General features: G+C 71.0%; 23 protein-coding genes. 17 read left to right on the top strand and 6 right to left on the bottom strand.

Annotation, left to right across the window (positions count from 1 at the left end; all coding sequences use genetic code 11):
* The first annotated feature begins 92 nt into the window (after positions 1-92).
* From metX to AC07OC_RS11040, 3 genes are all read left to right on the top strand, one after another.
* Positions 93-1,223 carry a homoserine O-succinyltransferase MetX gene (gene metX, locus AC07OC_RS11050; RefSeq protein ID WP_218297023.1) on the top strand — a complete coding sequence of 377 codons (1,131 nt, stop codon included), beginning with the start codon at positions 93-95 and terminating at the stop codon, positions 1,221-1,223.
* On the top strand, positions 1,220-1,804 hold the full coding sequence (gene metW, locus AC07OC_RS11045) for a methionine biosynthesis protein MetW (RefSeq protein WP_010464865.1): 585 nt from the start codon (positions 1,220-1,222) through the stop codon (positions 1,802-1,804). The genes metX and metW overlap by 4 nt, the downstream gene beginning before the upstream one ends.
* 83 nt (positions 1,805-1,887) lie before the next feature.
* Positions 1,888-3,018 carry a glycerophosphodiester phosphodiesterase gene (locus tag AC07OC_RS11040; RefSeq protein WP_218297024.1) on the top strand — a complete coding sequence of 377 codons (1,131 nt, stop codon included), beginning with the start codon at positions 1,888-1,890 and terminating at the stop codon, positions 3,016-3,018.
* A 52-nt stretch (positions 3,019-3,070) separates the two neighbouring features.
* On the opposite strand, the gene AC07OC_RS11035 is transcribed toward AC07OC_RS11040, so the two are convergent.
* A complete protein-coding gene (locus AC07OC_RS11035; protein WP_494601152.1) occupies positions 3,071-4,405 on the bottom strand; it encodes an aminotransferase-like domain-containing protein in 1,335 nt (444 codons plus the stop codon).
* A 117-nt stretch (positions 4,406-4,522) separates the two neighbouring features.
* Between AC07OC_RS11035 and AC07OC_RS11030 the strand changes: the two genes are divergently transcribed.
* Entirely contained in the window at positions 4,523-5,128 is a 606-nt protein-coding gene (locus AC07OC_RS11030; RefSeq protein WP_218297026.1) for a DJ-1/PfpI family protein, read from the top strand.
* A gap of 15 nt (positions 5,129-5,143) precedes the next feature.
* Here the strand turns inward: AC07OC_RS11030 and AC07OC_RS11025 are convergent, their stop codons facing one another.
* Both AC07OC_RS11025 and AC07OC_RS11020 read right to left on the bottom strand, forming a co-directional pair.
* Positions 5,144-5,779, bottom strand: a complete 636-nt coding sequence (locus tag AC07OC_RS11025; protein WP_218297027.1) for an NAD(P)H-dependent oxidoreductase — start codon at positions 5,777-5,779, stop codon at positions 5,144-5,146.
* 76 nt (positions 5,780-5,855) lie between these two features.
* The gene (locus AC07OC_RS11020; RefSeq protein ID WP_218297028.1) at positions 5,856-6,320 is read right to left on the bottom strand and encodes a MerR family transcriptional regulator; all 465 of its coding nucleotides are present in this window, start codon (positions 6,318-6,320) and stop codon (positions 5,856-5,858) included.
* 165 nt (positions 6,321-6,485) lie between these two features.
* On the opposite strand from AC07OC_RS11020, the gene otnI reads away from it, so the two are divergent.
* The 5 genes from otnI to AC07OC_RS10995 all read left to right on the top strand — a co-directional run bounded on the left by otnI (position 6,486) and on the right by AC07OC_RS10995 (position 13,594).
* Entirely contained in the window at positions 6,486-7,298 is an 813-nt protein-coding gene (gene otnI / locus AC07OC_RS11015; protein ID WP_218297029.1) for a 2-oxo-tetronate isomerase, read from the top strand.
* Positions 7,299-7,516: 218 nt separating this feature from the next.
* Positions 7,517-9,517, top strand: a complete 2,001-nt coding sequence (locus AC07OC_RS11010) for a methyl-accepting chemotaxis protein (protein WP_218339362.1) — start codon at positions 7,517-7,519, stop codon at positions 9,515-9,517.
* Positions 9,518-9,647: 130 nt separating this feature from the next.
* Complete coding sequence (locus tag AC07OC_RS11005; RefSeq protein WP_218339498.1) at positions 9,648-10,892, top strand: GGDEF domain-containing protein; 1,245 nt, start codon at positions 9,648-9,650, stop codon at positions 10,890-10,892.
* Between the two features lie 179 nt (positions 10,893-11,071).
* Positions 11,072-12,559 carry a M20 family metallopeptidase gene (locus AC07OC_RS11000; RefSeq protein WP_218339363.1) on the top strand — a complete coding sequence of 496 codons (1,488 nt, stop codon included), beginning with the start codon at positions 11,072-11,074 and terminating at the stop codon, positions 12,557-12,559.
* Positions 12,560-12,712: 153 nt separating this feature from the next.
* On the top strand, positions 12,713-13,594 hold the full coding sequence (locus tag AC07OC_RS10995) for an alpha/beta hydrolase (protein ID WP_218297032.1): 882 nt from the start codon (positions 12,713-12,715) through the stop codon (positions 13,592-13,594).
* 65 nt (positions 13,595-13,659) lie between these two features.
* On the opposite strand, the gene AC07OC_RS10990 is transcribed toward AC07OC_RS10995, so the two are convergent.
* Together AC07OC_RS10990 and AC07OC_RS10985 are read right to left on the bottom strand one after the other, a co-directional pair.
* A complete protein-coding gene (locus AC07OC_RS10990) occupies positions 13,660-14,145 on the bottom strand; it encodes a YidB family protein (protein WP_218297033.1) in 486 nt (161 codons plus the stop codon).
* Positions 14,146-14,369: 224 nt separating this feature from the next.
* Complete coding sequence (locus AC07OC_RS10985) at positions 14,370-15,728, bottom strand: M20/M25/M40 family metallo-hydrolase (protein WP_218297034.1); 1,359 nt, start codon at positions 15,726-15,728, stop codon at positions 14,370-14,372.
* A 168-nt stretch (positions 15,729-15,896) separates the two neighbouring features.
* Here AC07OC_RS10985 and AC07OC_RS10980 point away from each other — a divergent pair, with 168 nt between their 5' ends.
* Positions 15,897-16,820: a LysR family transcriptional regulator gene (locus tag AC07OC_RS10980; RefSeq protein ID WP_218297035.1), complete on the top strand. Its 924-nt coding sequence runs from the start codon at positions 15,897-15,899 to the stop codon at positions 16,818-16,820.
* Here the strand turns inward: AC07OC_RS10980 and AC07OC_RS10975 are convergent.
* Positions 16,817-17,992: an MFS transporter gene (locus tag AC07OC_RS10975; RefSeq protein WP_218297036.1), complete on the bottom strand. Its 1,176-nt coding sequence runs from the start codon at positions 17,990-17,992 to the stop codon at positions 16,817-16,819. The two genes, AC07OC_RS10980 and AC07OC_RS10975, sit on opposite strands and share 4 nt — an antisense overlap.
* Before the next feature lie 196 nt (positions 17,993-18,188).
* Between AC07OC_RS10975 and ubiU the strand changes: the two genes are divergently transcribed.
* The 7 genes from ubiU (at position 18,189) to ubiD (ending at position 24,094) form a co-directional block, all read left to right on the top strand.
* A complete protein-coding gene (gene ubiU, locus AC07OC_RS10970) occupies positions 18,189-19,223 on the top strand; it encodes a ubiquinone anaerobic biosynthesis protein UbiU (RefSeq protein WP_218339364.1) in 1,035 nt (344 codons plus the stop codon).
* Positions 19,224-19,416: 193 nt separating this feature from the next.
* Positions 19,417-20,346 carry a U32 family peptidase gene (locus AC07OC_RS10965; RefSeq protein ID WP_218339365.1) on the top strand — a complete coding sequence of 310 codons (930 nt, stop codon included), beginning with the start codon at positions 19,417-19,419 and terminating at the stop codon, positions 20,344-20,346.
* Between the two features lie 18 nt (positions 20,347-20,364).
* On the top strand, positions 20,365-20,985 hold the full coding sequence (gene trhA, locus AC07OC_RS10960) for a PAQR family membrane homeostasis protein TrhA (RefSeq protein WP_218339366.1): 621 nt from the start codon (positions 20,365-20,367) through the stop codon (positions 20,983-20,985).
* An 18-nt stretch (positions 20,986-21,003) separates the two neighbouring features.
* A complete protein-coding gene (gene ubiT, locus AC07OC_RS10955) occupies positions 21,004-21,531 on the top strand; it encodes a ubiquinone anaerobic biosynthesis accessory factor UbiT (protein WP_369640892.1) in 528 nt (175 codons plus the stop codon).
* A gap of 3 nt (positions 21,532-21,534) precedes the next feature.
* Positions 21,535-21,945 carry a putative zinc-binding protein gene (locus tag AC07OC_RS10950; protein WP_218339368.1) on the top strand — a complete coding sequence of 137 codons (411 nt, stop codon included), beginning with the start codon at positions 21,535-21,537 and terminating at the stop codon, positions 21,943-21,945.
* Positions 21,938-22,534: a UbiX family flavin prenyltransferase gene (locus AC07OC_RS10945; protein ID WP_218339369.1), complete on the top strand. Its 597-nt coding sequence runs from the start codon at positions 21,938-21,940 to the stop codon at positions 22,532-22,534. Before AC07OC_RS10950 ends, AC07OC_RS10945 begins: the two co-directional genes overlap by 8 nt.
* Positions 22,535-22,606: 72 nt before the next feature.
* Positions 22,607-24,094, top strand: coding sequence for a 4-hydroxy-3-polyprenylbenzoate decarboxylase (gene ubiD, locus AC07OC_RS10940; RefSeq protein ID WP_218339370.1), 1,488 nt, complete (start codon positions 22,607-22,609; stop codon positions 24,092-24,094).
* Positions 24,095-24,105 lie beyond the last annotated feature (11 nt).

The following is a 24,105-nucleotide window of genomic DNA, read 5'->3' as shown; positions in this document are numbered from 1 at the left end:
CTGGGGCGGCGCTCCAGGCCAGGGCGGCTTCCTTGTTTGTGGAGCAGCGGCGCGCGCAAGCGGTGGAACATGAGGGCTCACCAGTTCCAACTATGTCGTTCATCGCAACACCTCAGACCATGCACTTTGCGGAGGTGCTGCCGCTGCAAAGCGGTGCGTCCATCCGCGACTACCACCTGGCCTATGAGACCTACGGCACGCTCAACGCCGACCGCTCCAATGCCGTGCTCGTGTGCCACGCGCTCAACGCCTCGCACCACGTGGCCGGCGTCTACGCGGGGCAGGACAAGAGCGAAGGCTGGTGGGACAACATGATCGGCCCGGGCAAGCCCGTGGACACCGACCGCTTCTTCGTCATCGGCGTGAACAACCTGGGCTCGTGCTTCGGCTCCACCGGCCCCATGCACAACCACCCCGACACGGGCGAGGTCTACGGCGCGGATTTCCCGGTGGTCACGGTGGAGGACTGGGTCAACGCCCAGGCCCGCCTGCTCGACCGCCTGGGCATCCAGCAGCTCGCCGCCGTGCTGGGCGGCAGCCTGGGCGGCATGCAGGCGCTCTCCTGGACACTGCAGTACCCCGAGCGCATGCGCCACGCGGTGGTGGTGGCCAGCGCGCCCAACCTCACGGCCGAGAACATCGCCTTCAACGAGGTGGCCCGCCGCGCCATCGTGACCGACCCGGACTTTCACGGCGGCCACTTCTACCGGCACGGCGTGATTCCGAAACGCGGCCTGCGCATCGCCCGCATGATCGGCCACATCACGTACCTGAGCGACGACGTGATGAACGAGAAGTTCGGGCGGCAGCTGCGCGAGGGCCTGGAACTCAAGTACAGCACGCAGGACATCGAATTCCAGATCGAGAGCTACCTGCGCTACCAGGGCGACAAGTTCAGCGACTACTTCGATGCCAACACCTACCTGCTGATCACGCGCGCGCTGGACTACTTCGACCCCGCGCGCACCCAGGGCGGCAACCTCACGCGGGCGCTGGCGCGGGCCACGGCGCGCTTCCTGCTGGTGAGCTTCACCACCGACTGGCGCTTTTCACCCAAGCGCAGCCGCGAGATCGTCAAGGCGCTGCTCGACAACCGCCGCAGCGTGAGCTACGCCGAGATCGACGCGCCCCACGGGCATGATGCCTTTTTGCTCGATGACGCCCGCTACATGGGCGTGATGCGCTCTTACTTCGATAGCATTGCAAAGGAGCTGCAGCCATGACCGAAAAAGCGGCGATGCAAGCCCTGGCACGCCTGGTGCCCCCCGGCTCGCGCGTGCTCGACCTGGGCTGCGGCAACGGTGCCATGCTCGACTACCTGCAGCGCGAGCGCGGCTGCAGCGGCTACGGCGTGGAGATCGACGATGCCAACGTGCTCGCCTGCGTGCAGCGCGGCGTCGATGTGATCCAGCTCAACCTCGACGAGGGCCTGGCCATGTTCGGCGACAACTCGTTCGACGTGGTGCTGCAGCTCGATACGCTGCAGCACCTGCGCAATGCCGAAACCATGCTGCGCGAGACGGCGCGCGTGGGCCGCACGGGCGTGGTGGCCTTCCCCAACTTTGCGCACTGGCCCAACCGCCTGTCCATCCTGCGCGGTCGCATGCCCGTCACGCGGCGCCTGCCCTACCAGTGGTACGACACGCCCAACATCCGCGTGGGCACCTACAAGGACTTCGAGGTGCTGGCCACCAAGAACAGCCTGCGCATCCTGGATGCCTTCGGCCTGCAGGATGGGCAGGAGGTGCGCTGGCTGCCGAATGCGCGCGCGGGCACGGCGGTCTTCCACTTCGAACACGCGTAGCGCTTGTGGGTGTGTGCGCCCCGGCGACACGCCGCTGTCAAGCGCATCGGCTAAGGTGCGGGCTCTGTTTGTAGGAGACCCGCATGAAACGCATTGCACTGCGCGCCACGACTGCTGCCGCGTTGCTCGCCACCTGGGCGCTGGGCGCCATGGCCCAGGCCTGGCCGCCCACTCCCACCGTGATCGCCCACCGGGGCGCTTCGGCGCTGCGGCCCGAGCACACGCTGGCGGCGTACCAGCAGGCCATTGACGATGGCGCGGACATCATCGAGCCCGACCTGGTCATCACCAAGGACGGCGTGCTGGTGGCCCGGCACGAGAACGCCATTGCCATCCTGGGCGCCGATGGCTCGGTGAAGGAAGCCACCACCGACGTGGTGGACCGCCCCGAGTTCGCGGGCCGCAAGGCCACCAAGACCATCGACGGCCAGTCCATCACCGGCTGGTTCACCGAGGACTTCACGCTGGCCGAGCTGAAAACCCTGCGCGCCCGCGAGCGCATCCCCGCGCAACGCCCCGCCAACGTGGCCTACAACGGCCAGTTCGAGGTGCCCACGCTGCAGGAGGTGATCGACCTGGCCAAGGCGGCGAGCGCCAAAACCGGCCGCGTGGTCGGCATCTACCCCGAGACCAAGCACCCCACCTATTTCCAGTCCATTGGCCAGCCGCTGGAGGCGCCGCTGCTCGCCGTGCTGGAGAAGAACGGCTGGAACCACAAGGACGCCCCCGTGTTCGTGCAGTCGTTCGAGGTGGCCAACCTGCAGGCGATCCGCAGGCTCAGCAGCGTGCGCCTGGTGCAGCTGGTGGCTCCCTCGGGCCGGCCGTATGACTTTGTGGCCCAGGGCGCGGCCAATGCGCGCGGTTATGCCGACCTGATCACGCCCGAAGGCCTGAAGCAGGTGGCCACGTATGCCAATGCCATCGGCCCTTTCAAGACCCTGGTCGTGCCGGTGAAGGACGGCCTGCCCGGCGAACCCACGCCGCTGGTCGCGCGTGCCCGCGCCGAAGGCCTGGCCGTGCACATCTGGACGCTGCGGCCCGAGAACGCCTTCCTGCCCGCCGGCCTGAAGAAGGCTCCGGCGGCGGATGGCACGGCGCGCGGCGACAGCGCGGCCGAGATCACGGCGTATCTGCGCGCGGGCATCGACGGCTTCTTTACCGATGACCCCGCCGTGGGCCGCGCCGCGGTGCGGGCGTTCGCCGGCAAGCAGTGAAGCCGGGCGGCTGCCCCGGAAGGCGCGGCGTGTCGCGGCGCGGCCATGCCGCTCAGGAAGAGTCGCTTTCCACGACCGCCTTCACGGCGGCCAGGGCCCGTGGCAGGTCCTCGCAGGGGATGGAGCCCAGCGCCAGGCGCAGCGCATGCGGCACGTGTGCCGTGGTGGCAAACCCTTCGGCGGTGGACACCGCAACGCCGCGCTGCGCGAGCGCCCCGGCCACGCGGTCCGCACGCTGGTCGTCGCCCAGCGGCAGCCAGGCAAAGTACGAATGCGGGTGCCGCACCAGCGGCAGCCCGGCCAGGGCCTCGCTGGCGATGGCCTGGCGGCGGGCCGCGTCGGTGCGCTTTTCGGCCTCCAGGCGCGCCACGGTGCCGTCCTCGATCCAGCCGCAGGCGATGGCAGTGATCACGCCCGCCGTGTTCCAGGAGGTGGCACGCACGGCGCGCTCGATGGGGGCGATCAGCGCCGGCGCGGCCGCGACAAAACCAAAGCGCAGGCCCGTGGCCACGTTCTTCGACAGGCTCGACAGGTAGACCGTGCGCTCGGGCGCCAGCGCGGCCACGGGCGGCGGCGCGTCGGCCGCCAGGTAGGCGTAGGGGGCGTCCTCCAGCACCAGCAGGTCGTGGGCGCGCGCCAACGCCACCAGGCGCTTGCGGGCCCCCGCATCCATCACGCAGCCCAGCGGGTTGTGCAGCGTGGGCATGGTGTAGATGGCGCGCACGGGCCGGGCCTGGCACAGGCGCTGCAGGGCGTCCAGGTCCGTGCCGCCCGGCCCGACGGGCACGGGCGCCAGGTCCAGCCGCATGCGCTCGGTCAGCACGCGAAAACCGGGGTAGGTGAGGGCATCCACCGCCACCACGTCGCCGGGGCTGAGCAGCCCCAGCGCCGCCACCGCCATGCCGTGCTGCGCGCCGTTGACGATGAGCACCTGCTCGCCGGTCACCCACAGCTGGCGGGTGGCCAGGTGCCGGGCGACGATGGCGCGCTCGTGCGGCCGCCCGCCGTAGGGGTGGTAGTGCAGCAGGGATTCCAGGTCGCCCGATGCCGCCAGCCTGCGCAGCGCGTCGCGCAGCAGGTCCGCCTGCCCCGGCACGCCGGGGCTGTTGAACGACAAGTCCGCCGAGCCGGGTGCGGGTGTGGCCAGGTCGGCGCCCAGGCCGCGCGGGCAGGAGCCATCGCGCACGAAGGTGCCGCGCCCGGTTTCGCCCACCACCAGGCCAATGGCCTCCAGCTCGGCGTACACGCGGCTGGCGGTGGCCAGCGCCAGGCCGTGGCGCTGCGCCAGGGCGCGGTGCGTGGGCAGGCGGGTGCCGGGCCGCAGCCGGCCCGCGCGGATGTCGGTGGCCAGCGCATCCACCACCTGCTTGTACCGGACCTGGCCCATGGCGCCTCCGCAGTGTATTCATGACAATTTTTTGATTGTATTGAACACCGCCGATACCATGGGTTCCACTGTTCATCCACCGCCGGCGGGGGCCGTTTTCCCGCCAGGAGAAGCGCCATGCGCATTGCCATACTGACGTTCGAAGGTTTTAACGAGCTGGACTCGCTCATCGCCCTGGGTGTTCTCAACCGGGTGAAGAAGCCGGGCTGGCAGGTGTGCCTGGCCTGCCCCGCGCCCCGGGTGCGGTCCATGAACGGCGTGGTGGTGGAGGCGCAGGCGCCGCTGTCCTGGGCCCGCACGGCCGATGCCGTGCTGGTGGGCAGCGGCATGCAGACGCGCGAGGTGGTGAACGACGCATCCCTGATGGCGCAGATGGACTTCGACCCCGCCCGCCAGTTGCTGGGCGCCCAGTGTTCGGGCACGCTGGTGCTGGCCCGCCTGGGCCTGCTCGGCGGCGTGCCCGCCTGCACCGACCTGACCACGAGGCCCTGGGTGCAAGAGGCCGGGGTCACGGTGCTGAACCAGCCCCTGGTCGCGCACGGCAACATCGCCACGGCCGGTGGCTGCCTGGCCGCGCCGTACCTGGCCGCGTGGGTGATCGCCCGGCTGGAAGGCGTGGAGGCCGCGGAAAGCGCGCTTCACTACGTGGCCCCGGTTGGCGAGAAGGAGGCGTACGTGGCCCGCGCCATGGGCCACCTTGAAAAGTACCTGGCCCTGGCCTGAACGGGCGCCGCGGCGTCAGGGCGATGCGGGGGCCTGCGGCGCGGGGCTGGCGCTCGCGGTGCCGGGTTTCGCGCCCCTGCGCCGCCCCAGGTCCCGCGCGTGCGCCACCCAGCCCGCCAACCGCTCCTTGCTGGCGGTGCGCACCGGCCCGAAGCTGTGCACCCGCACGGGCCGGATGCCGCAATACTCCAGGATGGCCTTCTTCATCTGGTGATGCCCCGGCATGCGCGTGACCCAGCGGAAGTACCAGGGCGGTGAATCCATGGTCACCAGCAGTTCGCCCGAGCGCCCTGCCAGCAGCCTGTCCCACAGCGGCGAGCCGGCGCGGTACTTGAACGCGTAGCCGGGCAGGAAGGTGCGGTCGATGAAACCCTTGAGCAGCGCGGGCATCGCGCCCCACCAGATGGGGTAGACCCACACGAGGTGTCCGGCCCAGCGGATGTCGGCCTGTGCGGCGGCCAGATCGGGCTCCAGGGGCTGCGCGGCGCCGTAGCCCAGGAACAGCGGATCGAACGCCAGCTGCCCCACGTCCAGGAACCGCACCTCGGCGCCCGCGTCCAGCGCCCCTTCGGCATAGGCGCGGGCCATGCCCGCGCACAGGCTGGCGGGCGCCGGGTGGCCCAGGATGACCAGAATGCGTTGTTGTGCCACAGAACCTCCATCACACACGTTGTTGTCGATGGCGCCATGGTCACCTTGCCCCACGGGGCAGAGTCAAGCAGCTGGATCAAGCCGGCGCGCGATGCGGCGCGCCCCGCGCCACCGGGGCGGTGAATTGCCGGGCGTCGCGGGCCGCGGGCGGAACCGGCGCGGCCACGGCGCAGGCCTGCGCCGTGGCGGGCACGGCCATGCCGTCGCAGGCATGCAGTTGCGCCTGCAGCTGCGCCAGTTCGGCATCGAGCGCCTGCAGCCGCAGCAGCTCCTGCGCCACCGCCACCCGCCGGGCCGCCACCCGCTGCGCCATGCGGTCCCCGCCCTCGGCGGTGTGCATCTGGTCCAGGCCGTCGAGTTCCGACAGCCGAAAACCCAGGGCCTGGGCCTGGCGGATCAGCCGCACCTGGGCCACATCGGCCTCGCCGTACTGGCGGTAGCTGCCGTTGCGCGCCACGGTGCCCAGCAGGCCTCGCCCCTCGTACAGGCGGATGGCCTTGGGGGTGGTGCCGGTGCGTCGGGCGAGTTCTCCAATGCGCATGCGTGTGTCCTTGGTGTACCGTCAGGCTGCTATTGAATATATAGCTGTTCGCGCTTGTCCATGTAGCGCCAGGGGCTGTTTTGAGCCTATTGCTTCGCAGCGGTGCGCCCAGGCCCCCATGCCGCGCGATAAGCTGCCGGGTCCCGACGCCCTCCACCGCCTGCCATGCCACAGTTTGCCGCCAACCTGAGCCTGATGTACACCGAGCTGCCGTTCCTGCAGCGCTTCGAGGCCGCCGCGCGCGACCGGTTCACCGCCGTGGAGTTCCAGTTTCCGTACGCGTTCGCGCCCGCCGAGGTGGCCGCGCGGCTGCAGGACAGCGGCCTGCAGCTAGTGCTGTTCAACGCCCCGGCGGGCGGTACCGACCGCGCCGGCATGGCCGCCGCCTGGGAACACGGCGCACGCGGCACGGCCGCGCTGCCGGGGCGCGAGGCAGAGTTCCGCGCGGGAGTCGAGGAAGCCCTGCGTCATGCCGAGGTGCTGGGCTGCCCGCGCATCCATGTGCTCTCGGGCACCGTGCCGCCGGGCGTCGAGCGCGAATCGCTCAAGGACCTGTGCGCGGGCAACCTGCGCTGGGCGGCAGCGCAGGCCGCGCGGGCCGGGCGCGAGATCCTCATCGAGCCCATCAACCTGCGCGACATGCCGCGCTACTTCCTGAACCGGCAGGACCATGCCCACGAGCTGCTGGATGCGGTGCAGGCCGACAACCTCAAGGTGCAGATGGACCTGTACCACTGCCAGATCGTGGAAGGGGACCTGGCCGCCAAGCTGCGGCGCTACCTGCCCACGGGCCGCGTCTCGCACATCCAGATCGCCGGCGTGCCCGGCCGCCACGAGCCCGACACCGGCGAGCTGAATTACCCCTACCTCTTCGACACCATCGATGCCCTGGGCTACCGCGGCTGGGTCGGCTGCGAATACCGGCCGGCGGCCGGCACCTCGCAAGGCCTGGGCTGGATGAAGGGGAAGACCCCCTGATCCGCGTTGGGCCATCCCCCCGGGGGGCGCCCCGTTTCGCACGCTATGGTCCATGCACGGGCCGCGTCGAGGTACGCAGCTTTGCGTAAGGGAATGCGTGAATAAATGTAACAAGCCTCCGGACTTAGAGTGAAGCAGCGTGTTCTCAGGCGTTTGAGAACCCTTTCTGAGACCGGCCCAGCCGGCTTTGGGCTTTCAATCTCCAGGAGACATACCGCATGGCCGCTTCCCTTGCCAACAACCGTTCCGTCGCCCGGCAGGTCACGCTGGCGGCCATTGCGCTGGTGGCCCTGGTGCTCGTGTTCGTGGGGCTGGCCATCGCCGTGCTGACCGAGCGCAGCACGCGCGCCCAGGTGGTGGCCAGCGTGGGCGACACGGCGCAGAGCGTGGCCCAGTCGCTGGACGCGGCCGACAACACCAACCGCGAACTGGTGCAGCTCACCATGCGGGGCTTTCAGCGCTACTTCGAGGGCGTGATGCACCTGGACGAGGCCACGGGCGAGCTGCGCAGCTACGGCGCGCTGGTCAACGAGGACTACGGCTCGGTCGACAAGTTCGCCAGCGAGACGGGCGGCATCGCCACGGTGTTCGCGCGCAAGGGCGAGGACTTCATGCGCGTGACCACGTCGGTCAAGAACGACAAGGGCGAGCGCCAGCAGGGCACGCCCCTGTCCCGCGACGACCCGGCCTACGCCACGGTGGCCAGGGGCGAGCCCTACACCGGCGTCACCGTGGTGGGGGGCAAACCCTACATGGGCCACTACCTGCCGTCCAAGGACGCCTCGGGCAAGGTGATCGCGCTGCTCTTTATCGGCAACGACATCAGCGTGTTCCACGCCATGCTGCAAAAGCAGGTGGCGCAGACAAAATTCTTCGAGCACGGCGGCACCTATGTGGTCAACCCCGGCGCCTCGCTCGACAAGGCCGTGTTCGTGTACCACCCCACGGCGCGCGGCAAGCGCGTGCTGGAGGCCTACCCCGAGGCGCGCCCCTTCTTCGAGGCGCTGGCCGCCTCCGGCGACGGCTTCGTGCGCGAGGCCGCGCCCGTGCTGGGCGCGGGCGCCACCGACCCCTGGGCGCTGGTGCGCAAGACGGGCGGGGGCTGGTGGGTGGTGGCCGAGGTGGCCGACGGCGAAGCCATGGCCAGCCAGCGCCGCGTCACGCTGGCGGTGTGGGGCCTGATGGCCCTGGCCGTGGTGCTGCTGGCCATCGGCCTGTTCCTCATGCTGCGCCGGGGCGTGAGCCGCCCGCTGCAGGACCTCACGCAGGCCATCACGCTGGTGGCGCAGGGCGACCTCACCGAGGAATTCCGCACCACGCGGCGCGACGAGATCGGCGCGCTGGTGCAGGAGGTCGAAGGCATGCGCCAGCGCTACACGCAGATGCTGCAGCAGGTGCGCACGGCGGTGGACAGCATCACCACGGCCAGCGCCGAGATCGCCAGCGGCAACCAGGACCTGTCGGCCCGCACCGAGGCCACGGCCAGCAGCCTGGCCCAGACGGCGCAGAGCATGGAGCAGCTCACGTCCACGGTGCGCCAGTCGGCCGATGCCGCGCGCCAGGCCAACCAGCTGGCCAGCACCGCCGCCGCCGTGGCCGCGCGCGGCGGCCAGGTGGTGGGCGAGGTCGTCACCACCATGGGCGACATCAACCAGAGCTCGCGCAAGATCGCCGACATCATCAGCGTGATCGACTCCATCGCCTTCCAGACCAACATCCTCGCGCTCAACGCGGCGGTGGAGGCGGCGCGCGCGGGCGAACAGGGCCGGGGCTTCGCGGTGGTGGCCAGCGAGGTGCGGTCGCTGGCGGGGCGCAGCGCCGAGGCGGCGCGCGAGATCAAGGCGCTCATCGGCGCCTCGGTGGAGCGCGTGGAGTCGGGCGCGCGCCTGGTGCAGAACGCGGGCAGCACCATGGACGAGATCGTGGGCTCTGTCCAACGCGTGGGCGACATCATTGGCGAGATCACGGCGGCCTCGGGCGAGCAGTCCGACGGCATCGGCCAGGTGAACACGGCGGTGAACCAGCTCGACCAGATGACCCAGCAGAACGCCGCGCTGGTGGAGCAGTCCGCCGCCGCCGCCCAGAGCCTGCGCGACCAGGCGCAGCGGCTGGCCGGGGCGGTGCAGGTCTTCAAGCTCTCGCGCGGCCCCGGCGGCGAGCCTGCGCCCGCGGACCGGCCGGCCTTGGCAGCGTCCCCCGCCCCCGCCCGGCTGCGCTGACGGGCCCGGGCCTGCGGGGGCCGGCGGCGGGCCCGGCGCGGGCGGCTTGGCAATTGATCGGTTCTCGCGCCCGATTCCATGGTTTATGCTGGGCTGAACTTCCTTGTCCGCACAACCCCACCTGCCCGCCATGGCCGCCCATGTTCCCACCATGCTGGCAATGATCATTGTCAGCTCGCTGATGATGGCGGCCTCCATGGCCGTGGTGGGCTGGGGGCGCCGGCGCGACGGCCTGGGGCGGTGGGCCGCCGCCCTGCTGGTCAATGCCATGGGGCACCTGCTGATCATGCTGCGCGGGCAGGTGCCGGACGCGCTGTCCGTGGTGATGGGCAACCTGCTGCTGTCCTGCGTCTTCGTGGGGATGATCGCGGCGATCTACCAGTTCCAGGGCCGTCCGGTGCGGTGGCTGCTCTTGCTCACGCCGTCCGCGCTGGTCACGGGGTTCGTCATCGCATTCATCGACAACTTTCCGGCGCGCGTGAGCTTCGTGGGCCTGGCCATCGGCCTGCAGGCCGTATGGGCCCTGGCCGCGGCGCTGGAGCGCCGCCATGCCACCGTGGGGCGCGGCCAATGGCTGCTGGTGGCGGGGCTCGGGCTGGAGGCGCTGGTCCTGGGCGGCCGCGCGCTGCTGGCCCTCAGCGCCAGCGAGGCGGCCACCGGCATCCTGCAGGGCAGCGCCCTGCAGACCCTGACCTTCATGGGCACCGTGTCGGTGGTGCTCATCAGCTCCATGGGCTTCGTGTTCATGTCGCGCGACCGCGCGGACGAAAACAACCGCATCATGGCGGCGCTCGATCCGCTCACGGGCGTGGCCAACCGCCGCGCGCTGATCGCCGCGCTGGACCGCGACGTGGCGCGCGCCGTGCGCACGCGCGAGTCCATCGCGCTGATGATGGTGGACATCGACCATTTCAAGCGCGTGAATGACCGCCACGGCCACCCCGCGGGCGACCAGGTGCTGTGCAGCGTGGTCAGCGTGCTGAAGGAGCGCGTGCGGGCGCAGGACCTCGTGGGCCGCTACGGCGGCGAGGAATTCATGGTGGTGCTGCCCGACACCACCCTGCTGGGGGCCGAGCAGCTGGCGCGCGAGCTGTGCAAGGCGGTGGAGGAATCGCGCTGCCGCGTTCGCCCCGCCGGCGCCGCCGATGCCGATGCGGGCGTGGGCATCGCCGTCACCGCGAGCATCGGCGTCTTCGGCGGCCGGCTGGAACCCGGCGACAGCTGGGACATGCTGATCGCCGCCGCCGACCGCGCGCTCTACCAGGCCAAGGAGAACGGGCGCAACCGCGTCGAGGTGGCCACGGCCCTGCGGCGCCCCGCCTCCCAGATGGCGGCGCGGGACAACCCCGAGACCCACCCGGCTTCCAGGTATTGAAATGCCTCCCCGCGCCGCCCTCCCTCAGGGGGCGGCGCCCGCTGCGCGGGGGCTGGGGCGCGTGCGGCGTCCGCGCCCGCCGTGAAGGTCTCTGCGCGCCCACCGTGGCGTCCGCGCGGGGGTTGTGTTGGAATGCTGTTTTTGGTCCCCCAGAGACTTTTTTTTTCAGGAGAGCCCCCATGAATGCCCGTGTCCCCCACCAGATCCTGCAACCTGCACTCGCGCTCGAGCGGGTGAGCCAGGCGTGGGACGACGATATCGTGCGCCAGCTCACAGACTACATCGCCATCCCCGCCAAGTCGCCCATGTTCTCGCCCGACTGGGCCGAGCAGGGCCTGCTCGACACCGTGGTGCGCAACGCCGCCGCGTGGGTCGAATCGCAGAAAGTCGAAGGCCTCACGCTCGACGTCGTGCGCCTGGAAGGCCGCACCCCCGTGCTGTTCTTCGAGATCGCATCCACGCAGCCCGGCGCGACGGACACCGTGCTCATGTACGGCCACCTCGACAAGCAGCCCGAGTTCTCGGGCTGGCGCGGCGACCTGGGCCCCTGGACGCCCAAGTACGAGGACGGCAAGCTCTATGGCCGGGGCGGCGCCGACGACGGCTACGCGGTCTATGCCAGCATCGCGGCCGTGCAGGAATTGAAGCGCCAGAACGTGCCCCACCCGCGCATCGTGGGCCTGATCGAGACCTGCGAGGAAAGCGGCTCGCGCGACCTGCTGCCCTACATCGATGCCCTGAAGCCCCGCATGGGCAACGTGGCGCTGGTGGTGTGCCTGGATTCGGGCGCGGGCAACTACGACCAGCTGTGGCTCACCACCAGCCTGCGCGGCATGGCCACCGGCACGCTCAAGGTCGAGATCCTGACCGAAGGCATCCACTCGGGCGACGCTTCGGGCCTGGTGCCCTCGTCGTTCCGCATCATGCGCCAGGTGCTCGACCGGCTGGAAGACAGTGCCACCGGCCGCCTGCTGCCCCAGAGCTTCCACTGCGAGGTGCCCGCCGACCGCCTGGCCCAGGCCCGCGCCACGGCCGCCATCCTGGGCGAAGAGGTGTACAAGCGCTTCCCCTGGGCCCACTACGACTGCGGCGGCGCCACCACCTTCGCCCTGCCCACCACCACCGACCCGGTGCAGGCCCTGCTCAAGCGCACCTGGGAGCCCACGCTCAGCGTCACCGGCGCCGAGGGCTTCCCGGCGCTGCAGGACGCCGGCAACGTGCTGCGCCCCTACACCGCGTTCAAGCTCAGCCTGCGCCTGCCGCCCCTGGTGGATGCCGGCCAGGCCGTGCAGGAGCTCAAGGCCCTGCTCGAAGACAACGCGCCCTACCAGGCCAAGGTCACCTTCCAGGGCACGAGCGGCGCCACGGGCTGGAACGCGCCCAGCGCCACGCCCTGGTTCGAGCAGGCGCTCAACGAGGCCTCGCAGGCCCACTTCGGCGCGCCGTGCGGCCATATCGGACAGGGCGGCACCATCCCGCTCATGAACATGCTCAGCGAAGGCTTTCCCACCGCGCAGATGATGGTCTGCGGCGTGCTGGGCCCCAAGAGCAACGCGCACGGCCCCAACGAGTTCCTGCACGTGCCCTACGCCAAGAAGCTCACCGCCGCCGTGGCGCAGGTGATCGCGGCCATGGCGGCGCAGCAGGCCACCGCCGTGGCGGCCTGAACCCCACCGCGCGCATCGCCGCCCCCGCGCATGTGCCCTGGCGCTGCCTCCTCCCCCGGTGTGTGGATGCAGCCGCCGCCCTTCCCCCGCACCGCAACGCGCGCCGCCAGGGCGCTGGCCCGGCCGGCCGCGTTGCCTTGAGCCCGTTCCACCATGTCCTCTGACTCCATTGCGTCCACCCTGAGCACCTTGACCACCTTCACCGCGGGGGATGGGGAAAACCTGGCGGTGCAGGACTGGCCCCTGGTGGGGCGCGGCGTGCCGGCACGGGGCACCGTGCTGCTGGTGCACGGCCTGGGCGAACACGTGGGCCGCTACGACGCCCTGGCGCGGCGCCTGAATGCCTGGGGATTCGCCGCGCGCGGCTACGACCAGTACGGCCACGGCGAGTCGAGCGGCCCGCGCGGCGGCCTCACCTCGGACATGCGGCTGCTGGACGACCTGGCCGACATGGTGGACGCCACCCGTGCCCGCATGCCGGCCGGCCAGCCCCTGGTGCTGCTGGGCCACAGCATGGGCGGGCTGGTCGCCTCGCGTTTTGTGTCCCTGAACCTGCGGCCGGTGGATGCGCTGGTGCTGTCATCCCCCGCGCTCGACGCGGGCCTGGGCGCCGTGCAAAAACTGCTGCTGGCCACGCTGCCGCGCATCGCACCGAACCTGCGCGTGGGCAACGGGCTGGATGCGCAGTACCTCTCCCACGACCCGGCCGTGCCCGCGGCCTACCTGGCCGACCCGCTGTGCCACGACCGCATCAGCGCGCGCCTGGCGCGCTTCATCGCCACGGGCGGCCCCGCCACGGTGGCCCGCGCCGCGCACTGGAGCGTGCCCACGCTGCTCCTGTGGGCGGGCAGCGACAAGCTGGTCAATCCCGCCGGCAGCCGTGCCTTCGCGGCCGCCGCGCCCCGGGCGCTGGTGCAGTCGCACGGCTTCGAGCCCTTGTTCCACGAGTTGTTCAATGAAAGCCCCGAACTGGCCGCGCCGGTGTTCGACATGCTGCGGCAGTGGCTGGAGCGGCGCTGCCCGGCGGCGGGGTGAGCGCCGCCGCAGCGGTTTCGGGCCAGAATGGCCGGTAGCGCTTGTCCATCAAGCGCTGAAAGCTACTATTTTTGTAGCAAACCGCCCAGCATTCCAAACAGGTCGCTGGACGTTCCAAACCCGCCCTGCGGCGCCTCGCCGCGCGGGCTGAGCTGGTCGATCAGGCCCGGCAGCACCTGGGCCAGCTGGCCTGCCGCCGCGCCGGAGCCCACGCCCAGCTGCGCGGCGATCTGCGACAGCGGGCCGCTGCCCAGCACGTCCGAAAGCTGCTCGCCCGAGATGGCCTGGTTGGGCCCCGCGCTGAGCCAGGAGGCGATCACGTTGCCCAGCCCGGCCTGCTGGAACCGGGCCATCAGGCCCGGCAGCCCGCCCACCGGGCCGTCGTTGCTGATGAGGGACATCACGGCCTGCACCAGCTGGGGGTTCTGCGCGGCCAGGCTCAGCAGGCCACCCAGCCCGCCTGCGGCACCGCCGCCGCCGGCGGAGCCCTGGGGGCCGCCCTGTGATGCGCTATTGATGACGGCACCCAATACGGAATCGAGCAAACCCATGGTGATCTCCTGCAGAAGGGGGTAAAAAACGGCCGAGCGCCGGCCCGGGGCCGCTCACGGCCCTGGGCCCGGTACCAGCGATGGTACGCATCCGCGCCCTGGCCCCAGTGTCAACAATCGTGAATTCCCCTACCGCCCGTGCGTGGGCGACGGGCTGGGCCGGCAAGGCTGGCAGGTGCCGGGCCGCCGGCCAGGGCGTGGCGGGAGGGCCCGCCGCCCGCCGTTCACTGGCTGCGCGCCGGGCGTTTCTCCAGCAGGGGTTCGCTCACGCCCTGCACCCCCACCAGGCCCAGCACCGTGACCAGCGAGGTCTGCGCCCCCTGCCAGGCATCGGTCAGGTCGATCCACTCCGACAGCGCATGGAAACCACCGGTCTTGCCCCCGCCCCCGATCACGATGGCCGGGATGCCCAGCGACATGGGCACGTTGGCATCGGTGCTCGCGCCACCCAGCACCGTCTTGCGGCCGAACGCGGTGTTGGCGCGCACGGCGGCTTCCACGATCAGCGAGTCCGCCGCCGTGCGGCCGCCGGGGCGGTCGCCGATGAGCCTGGTGGAGGCGGAGAGCGTGTTCACATTCCAGCGTGCGTTCTCCTCGGCCACGGCGGTATCGATGGCCGAGAGCACCTGCTTTTCGGTGGCCAGCAGCGGGGCCATCTCGTCGGAGCGGATGTCCACCGCCATGCGCGCATCGGGCGCGATGGTGTTCACCGAGGTGCCGCCGCCCACCGTGCCCACGGTGAAGGTGGTCTTGGGGGTGGCGGGCGTGCGGATCTCGGCGATCCTGGCGATCGCGCGGCCCATGCCGTGGATCGCGCTGGGCACCTGGCCGAAGGCCGCGTAGCTGTGGCCGCCCGGGCCCTTGAAGGTCACCTCGTGGCGGTGGCTGCCCGTGCCCAGCACCAGCACCGTGCCGTCGGGCGCGGGCTCCAGCGCCACCAGGCCGTCAATGTCCAGGTGCTCCTTGAACAGGTGCTTCATGCCGCGCAGGTTGCCCAGCTCTTCCTCGCCCACATTGCCCACGAACACCAGGTCGCCCACCGTGGCGATCTGCTGGTCGTTGAGCACCTTGAGCCACGACAGCAGCACGGCCAGGCCGCGCGTGTTGTCCGAGATGCCGGGCGCGTAGAGCTTGCCGTCGCGCTCCTTCACCTTCACGTCGGTGCCGGCGGGGAAGACGGTGTCCAGGTGGGCCGAGATCACGAGCTTGGGCCCGCTGCCCGTGCCCTTGCGGATGCCGACCACGTTGCCTTCGGCGTCGATGGCGGCGCTGGCCAGGCCCAGGGCCTTCAGGCGTGCGAGGAAGGCCTCGGCGCGCCTTTGCTCCTTGAACGGTGGCGCCTCGATCTCGGTGAGCATGCGGAGGTCTTGCGCCGCGCGGTCGTGGTCGGCCTTCACCGCGTCGAGCAGCTTCAGGATCTGGGGCGCCGCCATGAGCTGCGTGTAGGCCTGGTCCACGGCCGGGCGCAGCGTGGTGGGCGTGGCGGCGACGGCGCCTTGCGCGTGGGCGGCAGGGCCCAGCAGCGCGGCGGCCAGCGCCACGGCGCCGGGAGTGAAGCGGAAGATGGAGGCAGGGTTCTTCATGGTCGGGATGATGGAGAGGGCGGAGTTGCGAAGGAAGGGGGGCCCGGCCAGACGCGGGCCGCGGCATCCGGTGCGCGCGGCGCCTGGCACGCAAGCGCCCTGCAATTGTTGGACCGATTGGCGGGGCGCGGTTCTGCTTTAATCTGCCGGGCCGACAGTTTTTCTTACATGCGCCAGCACATTCCCAGCACCCGCGCCCTGCTCGTTTTCGATGCCGTGGCGCGCCACCACGGCGTGAGCAAGGCCGCCGAAGAGCTGTGCCTCACGCACAGCGCCGTGAGCCAGCAGCTGCGCCTGCTCGAAGGCCAGCTGGGCCTGCAGCTCGTGCAGCGCGGCGCGCGCGGCTCCACGCTCACCGAGGCGGGCCGCCGCTACCACGCGCAGGTGGTGGGCGACCTGCTGCGCCTGCAGAACCACACGCTCGAAGCCATGGCCCAGCGGCCCGACGGCGCGCGGCTGCTGGTGGGCTGCGTGCCCGTGTTCGCCGAGCGCTGGCTGCTGCCGCGCCTGCCCGCCTTCCTGGCCACGCACAAGGGCTGCAGCCTGCACCTGCAGGTGTACCCCACGCACACCTACATGCAGGAGATCCCTTTCGACGTGGCCGTGCAGTACAACGACGCCGCCTGGCCCGGGGTGCAGCCCGTGCCGCTGATGAGCGAGGTGTGCGTGGCCGTGTGCGCTCCCGGCTCGCGCCACCGGCGTGCGATGGAGCGCGGCGACTTCCGCGCGGTGCCGCTGCTGCAGCTGAGCTCGCGGCTGGGCGCGTGGGATGCGTGGTTCACCCGCGCGGGCATCACGCGCGTGCCGGCGCACAGCCTGGGCGGCCACCGGTTCGACCTGTTTTCCATGCTGGTCGAGGCGGTGCGCGCGGACCTGGGCATCGGCCTGGTGCCGCACTACTTCGTGGAGCGCGAGCTGCTGTCCGGCGAACTGGCGCTGGCGCATCCCCACCATGACAGCGGCCTGCGTGGCTACAGTCTCTTCGTGGCGCAGGGGCGGCAGGAAGACCCCGCCGTGGCCGCGTTTGCCCGGTGGCTCGCCCACGCGGTCGCGGTGCCGGGCGGTGCCGGCACCGGAGCCACGCGGGCCTAGACGGCGCGCCGCCGCCGGGCCGCGAGCCAGGCGAGCGCCAGGCCCGTGACCACGATGGGCACCAGGGACCCGGCATTGAGCAGCGTCCAGCCCTGCGTGGTGACCAGCACGCCGGACGAGAACGAGCTGAGCGCCAGCGTGGCGAACACGCAGAAGTTGATGGCGGCCTGGGCGCGGTCCTTTTCCTCGGGGCGGTAGGCGGTCATGGACAGCGTGGTGGCCCCCGTGAACAGGAAGTTCCAGCCCACGCCGAGCATGAACAGCGCGATGCCGAAGTGGTGCAGCTCCACGCCCATGAGCGCCACGGCCACGCAGGCCAGGTTCAGCAGCACGCCGGCGCCCATGATGGACAGCACGCCAAAGCGCTTGATGAGGTGGCCGGTGACGAAGCCGGGCGCGAACATGCCGATCACGTGCCACTCCAGCACCAGCGCGGCCGCATCGAAGTTGAAGCCGCACACCTGCATCGCCAGCGGCGTGGCGGCCATCAGCAGGTTCATCACGCCATAGCCCAGCGCGGCGCCCAGGATGGCCACCACGAACGCGGGCTGGCGCATCAGCTCGGACAGGGGGCGGCCCGCGACGGGCTGCCCCGCGGCGTCGCGCCGCGCGGGCTGCGCCTCGAAGCGGATCGCCGCCATGCACAGCATGGACAGCAGGGCCACGCCCATGAGCACCACGTAGGCGCCCGCGAAAGGCACCGGAAACAGCGTGCGCGTGGCGCTGGCCAGGTTCGGCCCGGCCACGGCGCCCAGCAGGCCGCCCGCCAGCACCAGCGACACGGCCTTTTCGCGGTAGGCCGCGGGGGCCAGCTCGGCGGCGGCAAAGCGGTAGAGCTGGCCATTGGCGCTGTAGTAGCCCGCCACCACGGTGGCGGCGCACAGCAGCCAGAAACTGGCGCTGAAGGCCGCCCACGCGCACAGGCCGCACGACGCGATCGCCACGGCCAGCCCGATCTGGAACGACACCTTGCGGCCCCACCGGGCCTGGCTGCGGGCCACGAGCGCGGTGGACAGGGCCCCGCCCACCACATAGCCCATCACGGGCAGCGTGGCCATCCAGCCAAAGGGGGCGAGCTGCAGGCCTACCAGGCCGTTGATGGCGATGAAAACCACGTTGTTGGTCAGGAAAAGGCCCTGGCACAGGGCCAGCAGCCACAGGTTCTTGTTCACGGCGAAGGGTGTTGTTGGAATGGGGAAGGAAAGGGTCGAGGCGGGCATGGGCGGCCGGGCCGCGTCAAAGTCCGACTGCATTGCTCTGGCATTGTGCACTCCGGTTGATGAAGATCAGCCGGCGCGCGCAGCGGCCTCGGTATGGTGCCACCCAGTGCTTGGGCTCCCACCGGGGGCCTGCGTTTGAACCAGAGCCATGGAACCCCACAACCCTGCAGAGGCCGCGCCCGCCCTCGAACTCGTCTGCCCCGCCGGCAGCCTGCCCGCGCTCAAGGCGGCGGTGGACCATGGCGCCAGCTGCGTCTACCTGGGCCTGCGCGACGCGACCAACGCGCGCAACTTCGCGGGCCTGAACTTTGACGAGGCGGCCATCGCCAGCGGCATCGCCCATGCGCATGCGCGTGGCTGCAAGGTCTTCATGGCGCTCAACACCTACCCGCAGGCCGCCAACCCGGGGCCGTGGCGCAGCGCCCTGGACAAGGCGGTGGACCTGGGCGTGGACGCGGTCATCCTGGCCGACCCGGGCCTCATGCAATACGCGGTGCAGCGCCACCCCCGGCTGCGGCTGCACCTGTCGGTGCAGGGCTCGGCCACCAACTACGAGGCCATCAACTTCTACCGCGAGCAGTTCGGCATCGTGCGCGCCGTGCTGCCGCGCGTGCTGTCGATGGAGCAGGTGCGCCAGGTCATCGACCGCACGCCCGTGGAGATCGAGGTGTTCGGCTTTGGCAGCCTGTGCGTGATGGTCGAGGGGCGCTGCGCGCTGTCGTCGTATGCGACGGGCGAATCGCCCAACACGCACGGCGTGTGCTCGCCCCCGAAGGCCGTGCGCTGGGTGGAAACGCCGCAGGGCCGCGAGTCGCGCCTGAACGGCGTGCTGATCGACCGCTATGCGCCCGGCGAGAGCGCCGGCTACCCCACGCTGTGCAAGGGCCGCTTCGACGTGGGCGGCGACGAGAACTACTACGCCATCGAGGAGCCCACCAGCCTCAACACCCTGGAGCTGTTGCCCCAGCTCGTGAAGATGGGCGTGCGCGCCATCAAGATCGAAGGGCGCCAGCGCAGCCCGGCCTACGTGGCCCAGGTCACGCAGGTCTGGCGCGAGGCCATCGACCAGTGCCTGGCCCACCCCCACCGCTACGCGCCCAAGACGCGCTGGATGGCCAGCCTGGACCAGGTGGCCGAAGGGCAGCAGCACACGCTGGGCGCCTACCACCGCCCCTGGAAATGAAGAACAACCCCCTGATGCGCTTCGCGCCTTCCCCCTTCTCTCGCCTCGCTTGCGCGATGCGGGAAGGGGGACACCGCCAGCGCGGCGGGGCGGCCCTTGCGCGGCGGTCGCTGGCTTGGGCCGCGCCAGATTCGAACTCCATGCGCCGCTCCCAGCATCTGGATCCCACGATCAAACCCCTGAAGCCCGCCCCATGAAACTCTCTCTCGGCCCCCTGCTGTACTACTGGCCGCGCGACACCGTGTTCGCGTTTTACGAAGCCATGGCCGCCACGCCCGTCGACGTGGTGTACCTGGGCGAGACAGTGTGCTCGCGCCGCCATGAGCTGCGCCTGGCCGACTGGCTGGCGCTGGCGCGCATGCTGCGGGACGCGGGCAAGGAGGCCGTGCTGTCCACCCAGGTGCTCATCGAATCCAGTGCGGACGTGGGCCTGCTGCACAAGATCACGGCCAACGGCGAGTTCACCGTGGAGGCCAACGACATGGGCGCCGTGCACTGCCTCTCGCGGCCACCCACCGGGCCGCGGGCCTTCGTGGCCGGGCCGCACCTGAACCTGTACAACGCGCACTCGCTGCAGTGGATGGCGCAGTTCGGCGCCACCCGCTGGGTGATGCCGGTGGAGATGTCGCGGGACGCGCTGTCGGCCGTGCTGGCGCAGCGCCCGCAGGGCCTGGAGACCGAGGTCTTCGCCTACGGGCGCATGCCGCTGGCGTACTCGGCGCGCTGCTTCACCGCGCGCCACCGCAACCTGCCCAAGGACGACTGCCAGTTCAGCTGCCTGCAGCATGCCGACGGGCTGCCGCTGCGCACGCGCGAGAACGAGGGCTTTCTCGTGCTCAACGGCACGCAGACGCAATCGGCCCGCGTCTACAACCTGGCCAACGAACTGGCGGGCCTGCGCGCCTGCGGCGTGGACGTGCTGCGCCTGAGCCCGCAGGCGCAGCACATGCCGCAGGTGGTGGCCGCGTTTGACGAAGCCCGCCACGCGCGCGCCCCCGAGGCGGCCTGCGACCTGGTGGAGCGCATGCAGCCGCTGATGCCCGACCTCCCCTGCGACGGCTACTGGTTCGGCCGCCCGGGCCTGGAGCAGGGGCGCGTGCGGAGCGCCGTGGCGCAGTCCTGACCCGCGGGCCCCCATCGCATGTACGCCGGAGAACGCTTCAACAGCATCAGCCACCTGGCCGGGGCCGTGCTCGCCACGGCGGGCGCGGCCGTGCTCATCACGCTCGCGGCGCGCCTGGACGACCCGTGGAAGGTGGTCGCCTTCAGCATCTACGGCGCCATGCTGGTGGCGCTGTACGCCGCGTCCACCGCGTACCACAGCGTGCGCCGGCGCGCCATCAAGGCCGTGCTGCAAAAGCTCGACCACTGCAGCATCTACCTGCTGATCGCCGGCAGCTACACCCCGTTCGCGCTCGTGTCGCTGCGCGGCCCCTGGGGCTGGTCGCTGCTGGGCGTGGTGTGGGGCCTGGCGCTGCTGGGCATCGCGCAGGAGATCTGGTGGGCGCGCGGCGCGCGGGCGCTGTCGCTGGTCATCTACGTGCTCATGGGCTGGCTGGCGCTGGTGGCCGTGGTGCCGCTGTGGCGGGCGCTCACACCCGGGGGCTTTGGCTGGCTGCTGGCGGGCGGGGCCTGCTACACGCTGGGCATCGTCTTTTACGCGCTGGACCACCGCGTGCGCCATGGCCACGGGCTGTGGCACCTGTTCGTGCTGGGCGGCAGTGCCTGCCATTTCTTCACCGTGTTCTTCTACGTGGCCTGAGCGCCCGATTCCTACCCTATGGCTGCTTTCTCCTCTTCGCCTTCGAACCCGCGGGTGGTTCCCCCTCCCGTGGGGGCCGTGCTGTCGCGCCTGCCCGCCTACCCGGGCTCGGTGCTGCTGGTGACGGCGCTCAACCTCGCGCTGGCCCGGCACCTGCCCCCCGACGTGGGACGCCTGCTGTTCGACAAGAAGATGCGGGTGCAGGTGCGCGATGCGCGCCTGGCGTTCGACTTTGCCTGGACCGGTCAGCGTTTCGCGCCCCATGCCCCGCTCGCGGCACCCGCCGTGGCGGACCTGACGCTCAGCGCCACGGCCCACGACTTCCTGCTGCTCGCCCAGCGCCAGCAGGACCCCGACACGCTGTTCTTCAGCCGCCGCCTGTCGATGGAGGGCGACACCGAACTGGGCCTGGTGGTGAAGAACGCGCTCGACGCCATCGAGCTGCCGGTGCTGGACCCGCGCCAGTGGGCGCAGAGGCTGGCACCGCGCCAGGTGCTGGACCACCTGCGGCGCCGCCGGGGCCCTGCGCCACGCCACGGAGGGTGAGCGATGACCCCCCACCAGGCCCTGAATCATCCCCTCGTCTACTCCTGCTCGGGCTGCTCCAGCGCCGCGCAGCTGGCCAACCATGTGGCGCTGCGTCTGGACCGGCACGGCGTCGCCGAGATGTCGTGCATCGCCGGCGTGGGCGGCGATGTGCCGCACCTGCTGAAAACCGTGCGCTCGGGCCGGCCCATCATCGCGCTCGACGGCTGCCCGCTGGTCTGCGTGAAAAGCACGCTCGCGCGCCACGGCATCACCGCCGACCGGCACTACCAGCTGCAGCACTACGGCGTGAAGAAGCGCGCGCACGAAGACTTCGACCCCGTGCAGGCGGCGCTCGTGCTGGAGCAGGTCGAGGCCGACCAGCAGGCGCAACCCCTGCGCGCCCGGGCGGCCGAGGGCGCGCCCCATGGCTGAGCCCGTGCCCACCCGCCGCATCATCGTCGCCATCTCGGGCGCCAGCGGCGCCGTGTACGGCGCGCGCCTCCTGCAGGTGCTGCAGGGCCAGGGCGGCATCGAGACGCACCTGGTCGTCTCCGACGCGGGCTGGCGCAACCTGCAGCACGAGCTGGACCTGGACCGCCCCGCCGTCGAGGCCCTGGCGCACCGCGTGCATGACGTGCACAACGTGGGCGCGGCCATTGCGAGTGGCTCGTTCCAGTGCCATGCGATGGTGGTCGCACCCTGCTCCATGCGCACGCTGGCCGCCATCGCGCATGGGCTGGCCGACAACCTGCTCACGCGCGCGGCCGACGTGGCGCTCAAGGAACGCCGCCGCTTGGTGCTGATGGTGCGCGAATCGCCGCTGCACCTCACGCACCTGCGCAACATGGTCGCCGTGACCGAGATGGGCGGCATCGTCTGCCCGCCGCTGCCGGCCTTCTACCTGCGCCCGCAGACCGTGGGCGAGGTGGTGGACTACAGCGTGGCGCGCGCGCTCGACCTCATCGACGTGCCCCACGACCTGGCGCCGCGCTGGTCGGGGCAGGAACTGGATGCTCATTAATTGATAGCTACTGGCGCACCATTTATAAGCGCGACAGGCTGATTTCATTCAAAATCAAAATCTGGTACTGATATGGCCTACCGCGATCTGCGCGACTTCATGGCCCAGCTCGAAGCCACGGGCGACCTGCGCCGCGTGCGCGAGCCCGTGTCGCCGCGCCTGGAGATGACGGCGCTGAGCGACCGCGTGCTGCGCGCGGGAGGCCCCGCGCTGCTGTTCACGCAGCCCACGGGCCACGCGCTGCCCGTGCTCACCAACCTGTTCGGCACGCCCGGCCGCGTGGCCCGCGCCATGGGCGTGGCCGACCTGCACGGCGTGCGCGCCCTGGGCGAACTGCTGGCCACCCTCAAGGAGCCCGAGGCACCCCGCAGCGTCAAGGACATGCTGGCCATGGGCCCCTTCCTCAAGACGCTGTGGCACATGGCGCCGCACACCGTGGCCCGGGGCGCGCCCTGCCAGCAGGTGGTGTGGGAAGGGCCGGACGTGGACCTGGCCCGCCTGCCCGTGCAGCACTGCTGGCCGGGCGACGTGGCCCCGCTCATCACCTGGGGCCTGACCATCACGCGCGGGCCGCGCAAGGCGCGGCAGAACCTGGGCATCTACCGCCAGCAGGTGCTCTCGCGCAACCAGGTCATCGTGCGCTGGCTCGCCCACCGGGGCGGCGCGCTCGACTTCGCCGACCACTGCGCCGCGTACCCCGGCCAGCCCTACCCCGTGGCCGTGGCGCTGGGCGCGGACCCGGCCACGCTGCTCGGCGCGGTCACGCCCGTGCCCGACTCCTTGAGCGAATACCAGTTCGCCGGCCTGCTGCGCGGCGCACGCACCGAGGTCACGCCCGCGCTGGGCGTGCCGCTCTCGGTGCCCGCCACCGCCGAGATCGTGCTCGAAGGCCACATAGCGCCGGACGCGAGCCACGCGAGCGGCTGGCAGCATGCGCTGGAGGGGCCCTACGGCGACCACACCGGCTACTACAACGAATGCGCCGAGTTCCCCGTGCTCACCGTGGACCGCATCACGATGCGCAAGGACGCGATCTACCACAGCACCTACACCGGCAAGCCGCCCGACGAGCCCGCCGTGCTGGGCCTGGCGATGAACGAGCTGTTCATCCCGCTCCTGCAAAAGCAGTTCCCCGAGATCGTGGACTTCTACCTGCCGCCCGAGGGCTGCAGCTACCGCATGGCGGTGGTGAGCATCCGCAAGGCCTACGCGGGCCACGCGCGGCGCGTGATGATGGGCGTGTGGAGCCACCTGCGCCAGTTCATGTACACCAAGTTCATCGTGGTGGTGGACGACGATGTGGACGTGCGCGAATGGAAGGATGTCGTCTGGGCCATCACCACCCGCATGGACCCGGCGCGCGACACGCTGCTGGTGGAGCACACGCCCATCGACTACCTGGACTTCGCCTCCCCCGTGAGCGGCCTGGGCAGCAAGATGGGGATGGACGCCACGAACAAATGGCCCGGCGAAACCCAGCGCGAGTGGGGTCGGCCCATGCGCATGGCCGACGCGGCCACGGCCCGTGCGGAGCAGTTGTTCGCGGCGCTGGGGCTCTAGGACCGCCAGCC

The organism is Acidovorax sp. GW821-FHT10E04 (assembly GCF_059415185.1).
The sequence above is the reverse complement of the archived record's forward strand: the minus strand, read 5'-3'. Positions and strand labels throughout refer to the sequence as shown.

What these genes read in the sequence shown, in the direction of transcription:
- metX (WP_218297023.1), top strand. Translation starts at nt 93, where the DNA reads ATGTCGTTCATCGCAACACCTCAGACCATGCACTTTGCGGAGGTGCTG.
- metW (WP_010464865.1), top strand. Translation starts at nt 1,220, where the DNA reads ATGACCGAAAAAGCGGCGATGCAAGCCCTGGCACGCCTGGTGCCCCCC.
- AC07OC_RS11040 (WP_218297024.1), top strand. Translation starts at nt 1,888, where the DNA reads ATGAAACGCATTGCACTGCGCGCCACGACTGCTGCCGCGTTGCTCGCC.
- AC07OC_RS11035 (WP_494601152.1), bottom strand. Translation starts at nt 4,405, where the DNA reads ATGGGCCAGGTCCGGTACAAGCAGGTGGTGGATGCGCTGGCCACCGAC.
- AC07OC_RS11030 (WP_218297026.1), top strand. Translation starts at nt 4,523, where the DNA reads ATGCGCATTGCCATACTGACGTTCGAAGGTTTTAACGAGCTGGACTCG.
- AC07OC_RS11020 (WP_218297028.1), bottom strand. Translation starts at nt 6,320, where the DNA reads ATGCGCATTGGAGAACTCGCCCGACGCACCGGCACCACCCCCAAGGCC.
- otnI (WP_218297029.1), top strand. Translation starts at nt 6,486, where the DNA reads ATGCCACAGTTTGCCGCCAACCTGAGCCTGATGTACACCGAGCTGCCG.
- AC07OC_RS11010 (WP_218339362.1), top strand. Translation starts at nt 7,517, where the DNA reads ATGGCCGCTTCCCTTGCCAACAACCGTTCCGTCGCCCGGCAGGTCACG.
- AC07OC_RS11005 (WP_218339498.1), top strand. Translation starts at nt 9,648, where the DNA reads ATGGCCGCCCATGTTCCCACCATGCTGGCAATGATCATTGTCAGCTCG.
- AC07OC_RS11000 (WP_218339363.1), top strand. Translation starts at nt 11,072, where the DNA reads ATGAATGCCCGTGTCCCCCACCAGATCCTGCAACCTGCACTCGCGCTC.
- AC07OC_RS10995 (WP_218297032.1), top strand. Translation starts at nt 12,713, where the DNA reads ATGTCCTCTGACTCCATTGCGTCCACCCTGAGCACCTTGACCACCTTC.
- AC07OC_RS10990 (WP_218297033.1), bottom strand. Translation starts at nt 14,145, where the DNA reads ATGGGTTTGCTCGATTCCGTATTGGGTGCCGTCATCAATAGCGCATCA.
- AC07OC_RS10985 (WP_218297034.1), bottom strand. Translation starts at nt 15,728, where the DNA reads ATGAAGAACCCTGCCTCCATCTTCCGCTTCACTCCCGGCGCCGTGGCG.
- AC07OC_RS10980 (WP_218297035.1), top strand. Translation starts at nt 15,897, where the DNA reads ATGCGCCAGCACATTCCCAGCACCCGCGCCCTGCTCGTTTTCGATGCC.
- ubiU (WP_218339364.1), top strand. Translation starts at nt 18,189, where the DNA reads ATGGAACCCCACAACCCTGCAGAGGCCGCGCCCGCCCTCGAACTCGTC.
- AC07OC_RS10965 (WP_218339365.1), top strand. Translation starts at nt 19,417, where the DNA reads ATGAAACTCTCTCTCGGCCCCCTGCTGTACTACTGGCCGCGCGACACC.
- trhA (WP_218339366.1), top strand. Translation starts at nt 20,365, where the DNA reads ATGTACGCCGGAGAACGCTTCAACAGCATCAGCCACCTGGCCGGGGCC.
- ubiT (WP_369640892.1), top strand. Translation starts at nt 21,004, where the DNA reads ATGGCTGCTTTCTCCTCTTCGCCTTCGAACCCGCGGGTGGTTCCCCCT.
- AC07OC_RS10950 (WP_218339368.1), top strand. Translation starts at nt 21,535, where the DNA reads ATGACCCCCCACCAGGCCCTGAATCATCCCCTCGTCTACTCCTGCTCG.
- AC07OC_RS10945 (WP_218339369.1), top strand. Translation starts at nt 21,938, where the DNA reads ATGGCTGAGCCCGTGCCCACCCGCCGCATCATCGTCGCCATCTCGGGC.
- ubiD (WP_218339370.1), top strand. Translation starts at nt 22,607, where the DNA reads ATGGCCTACCGCGATCTGCGCGACTTCATGGCCCAGCTCGAAGCCACG.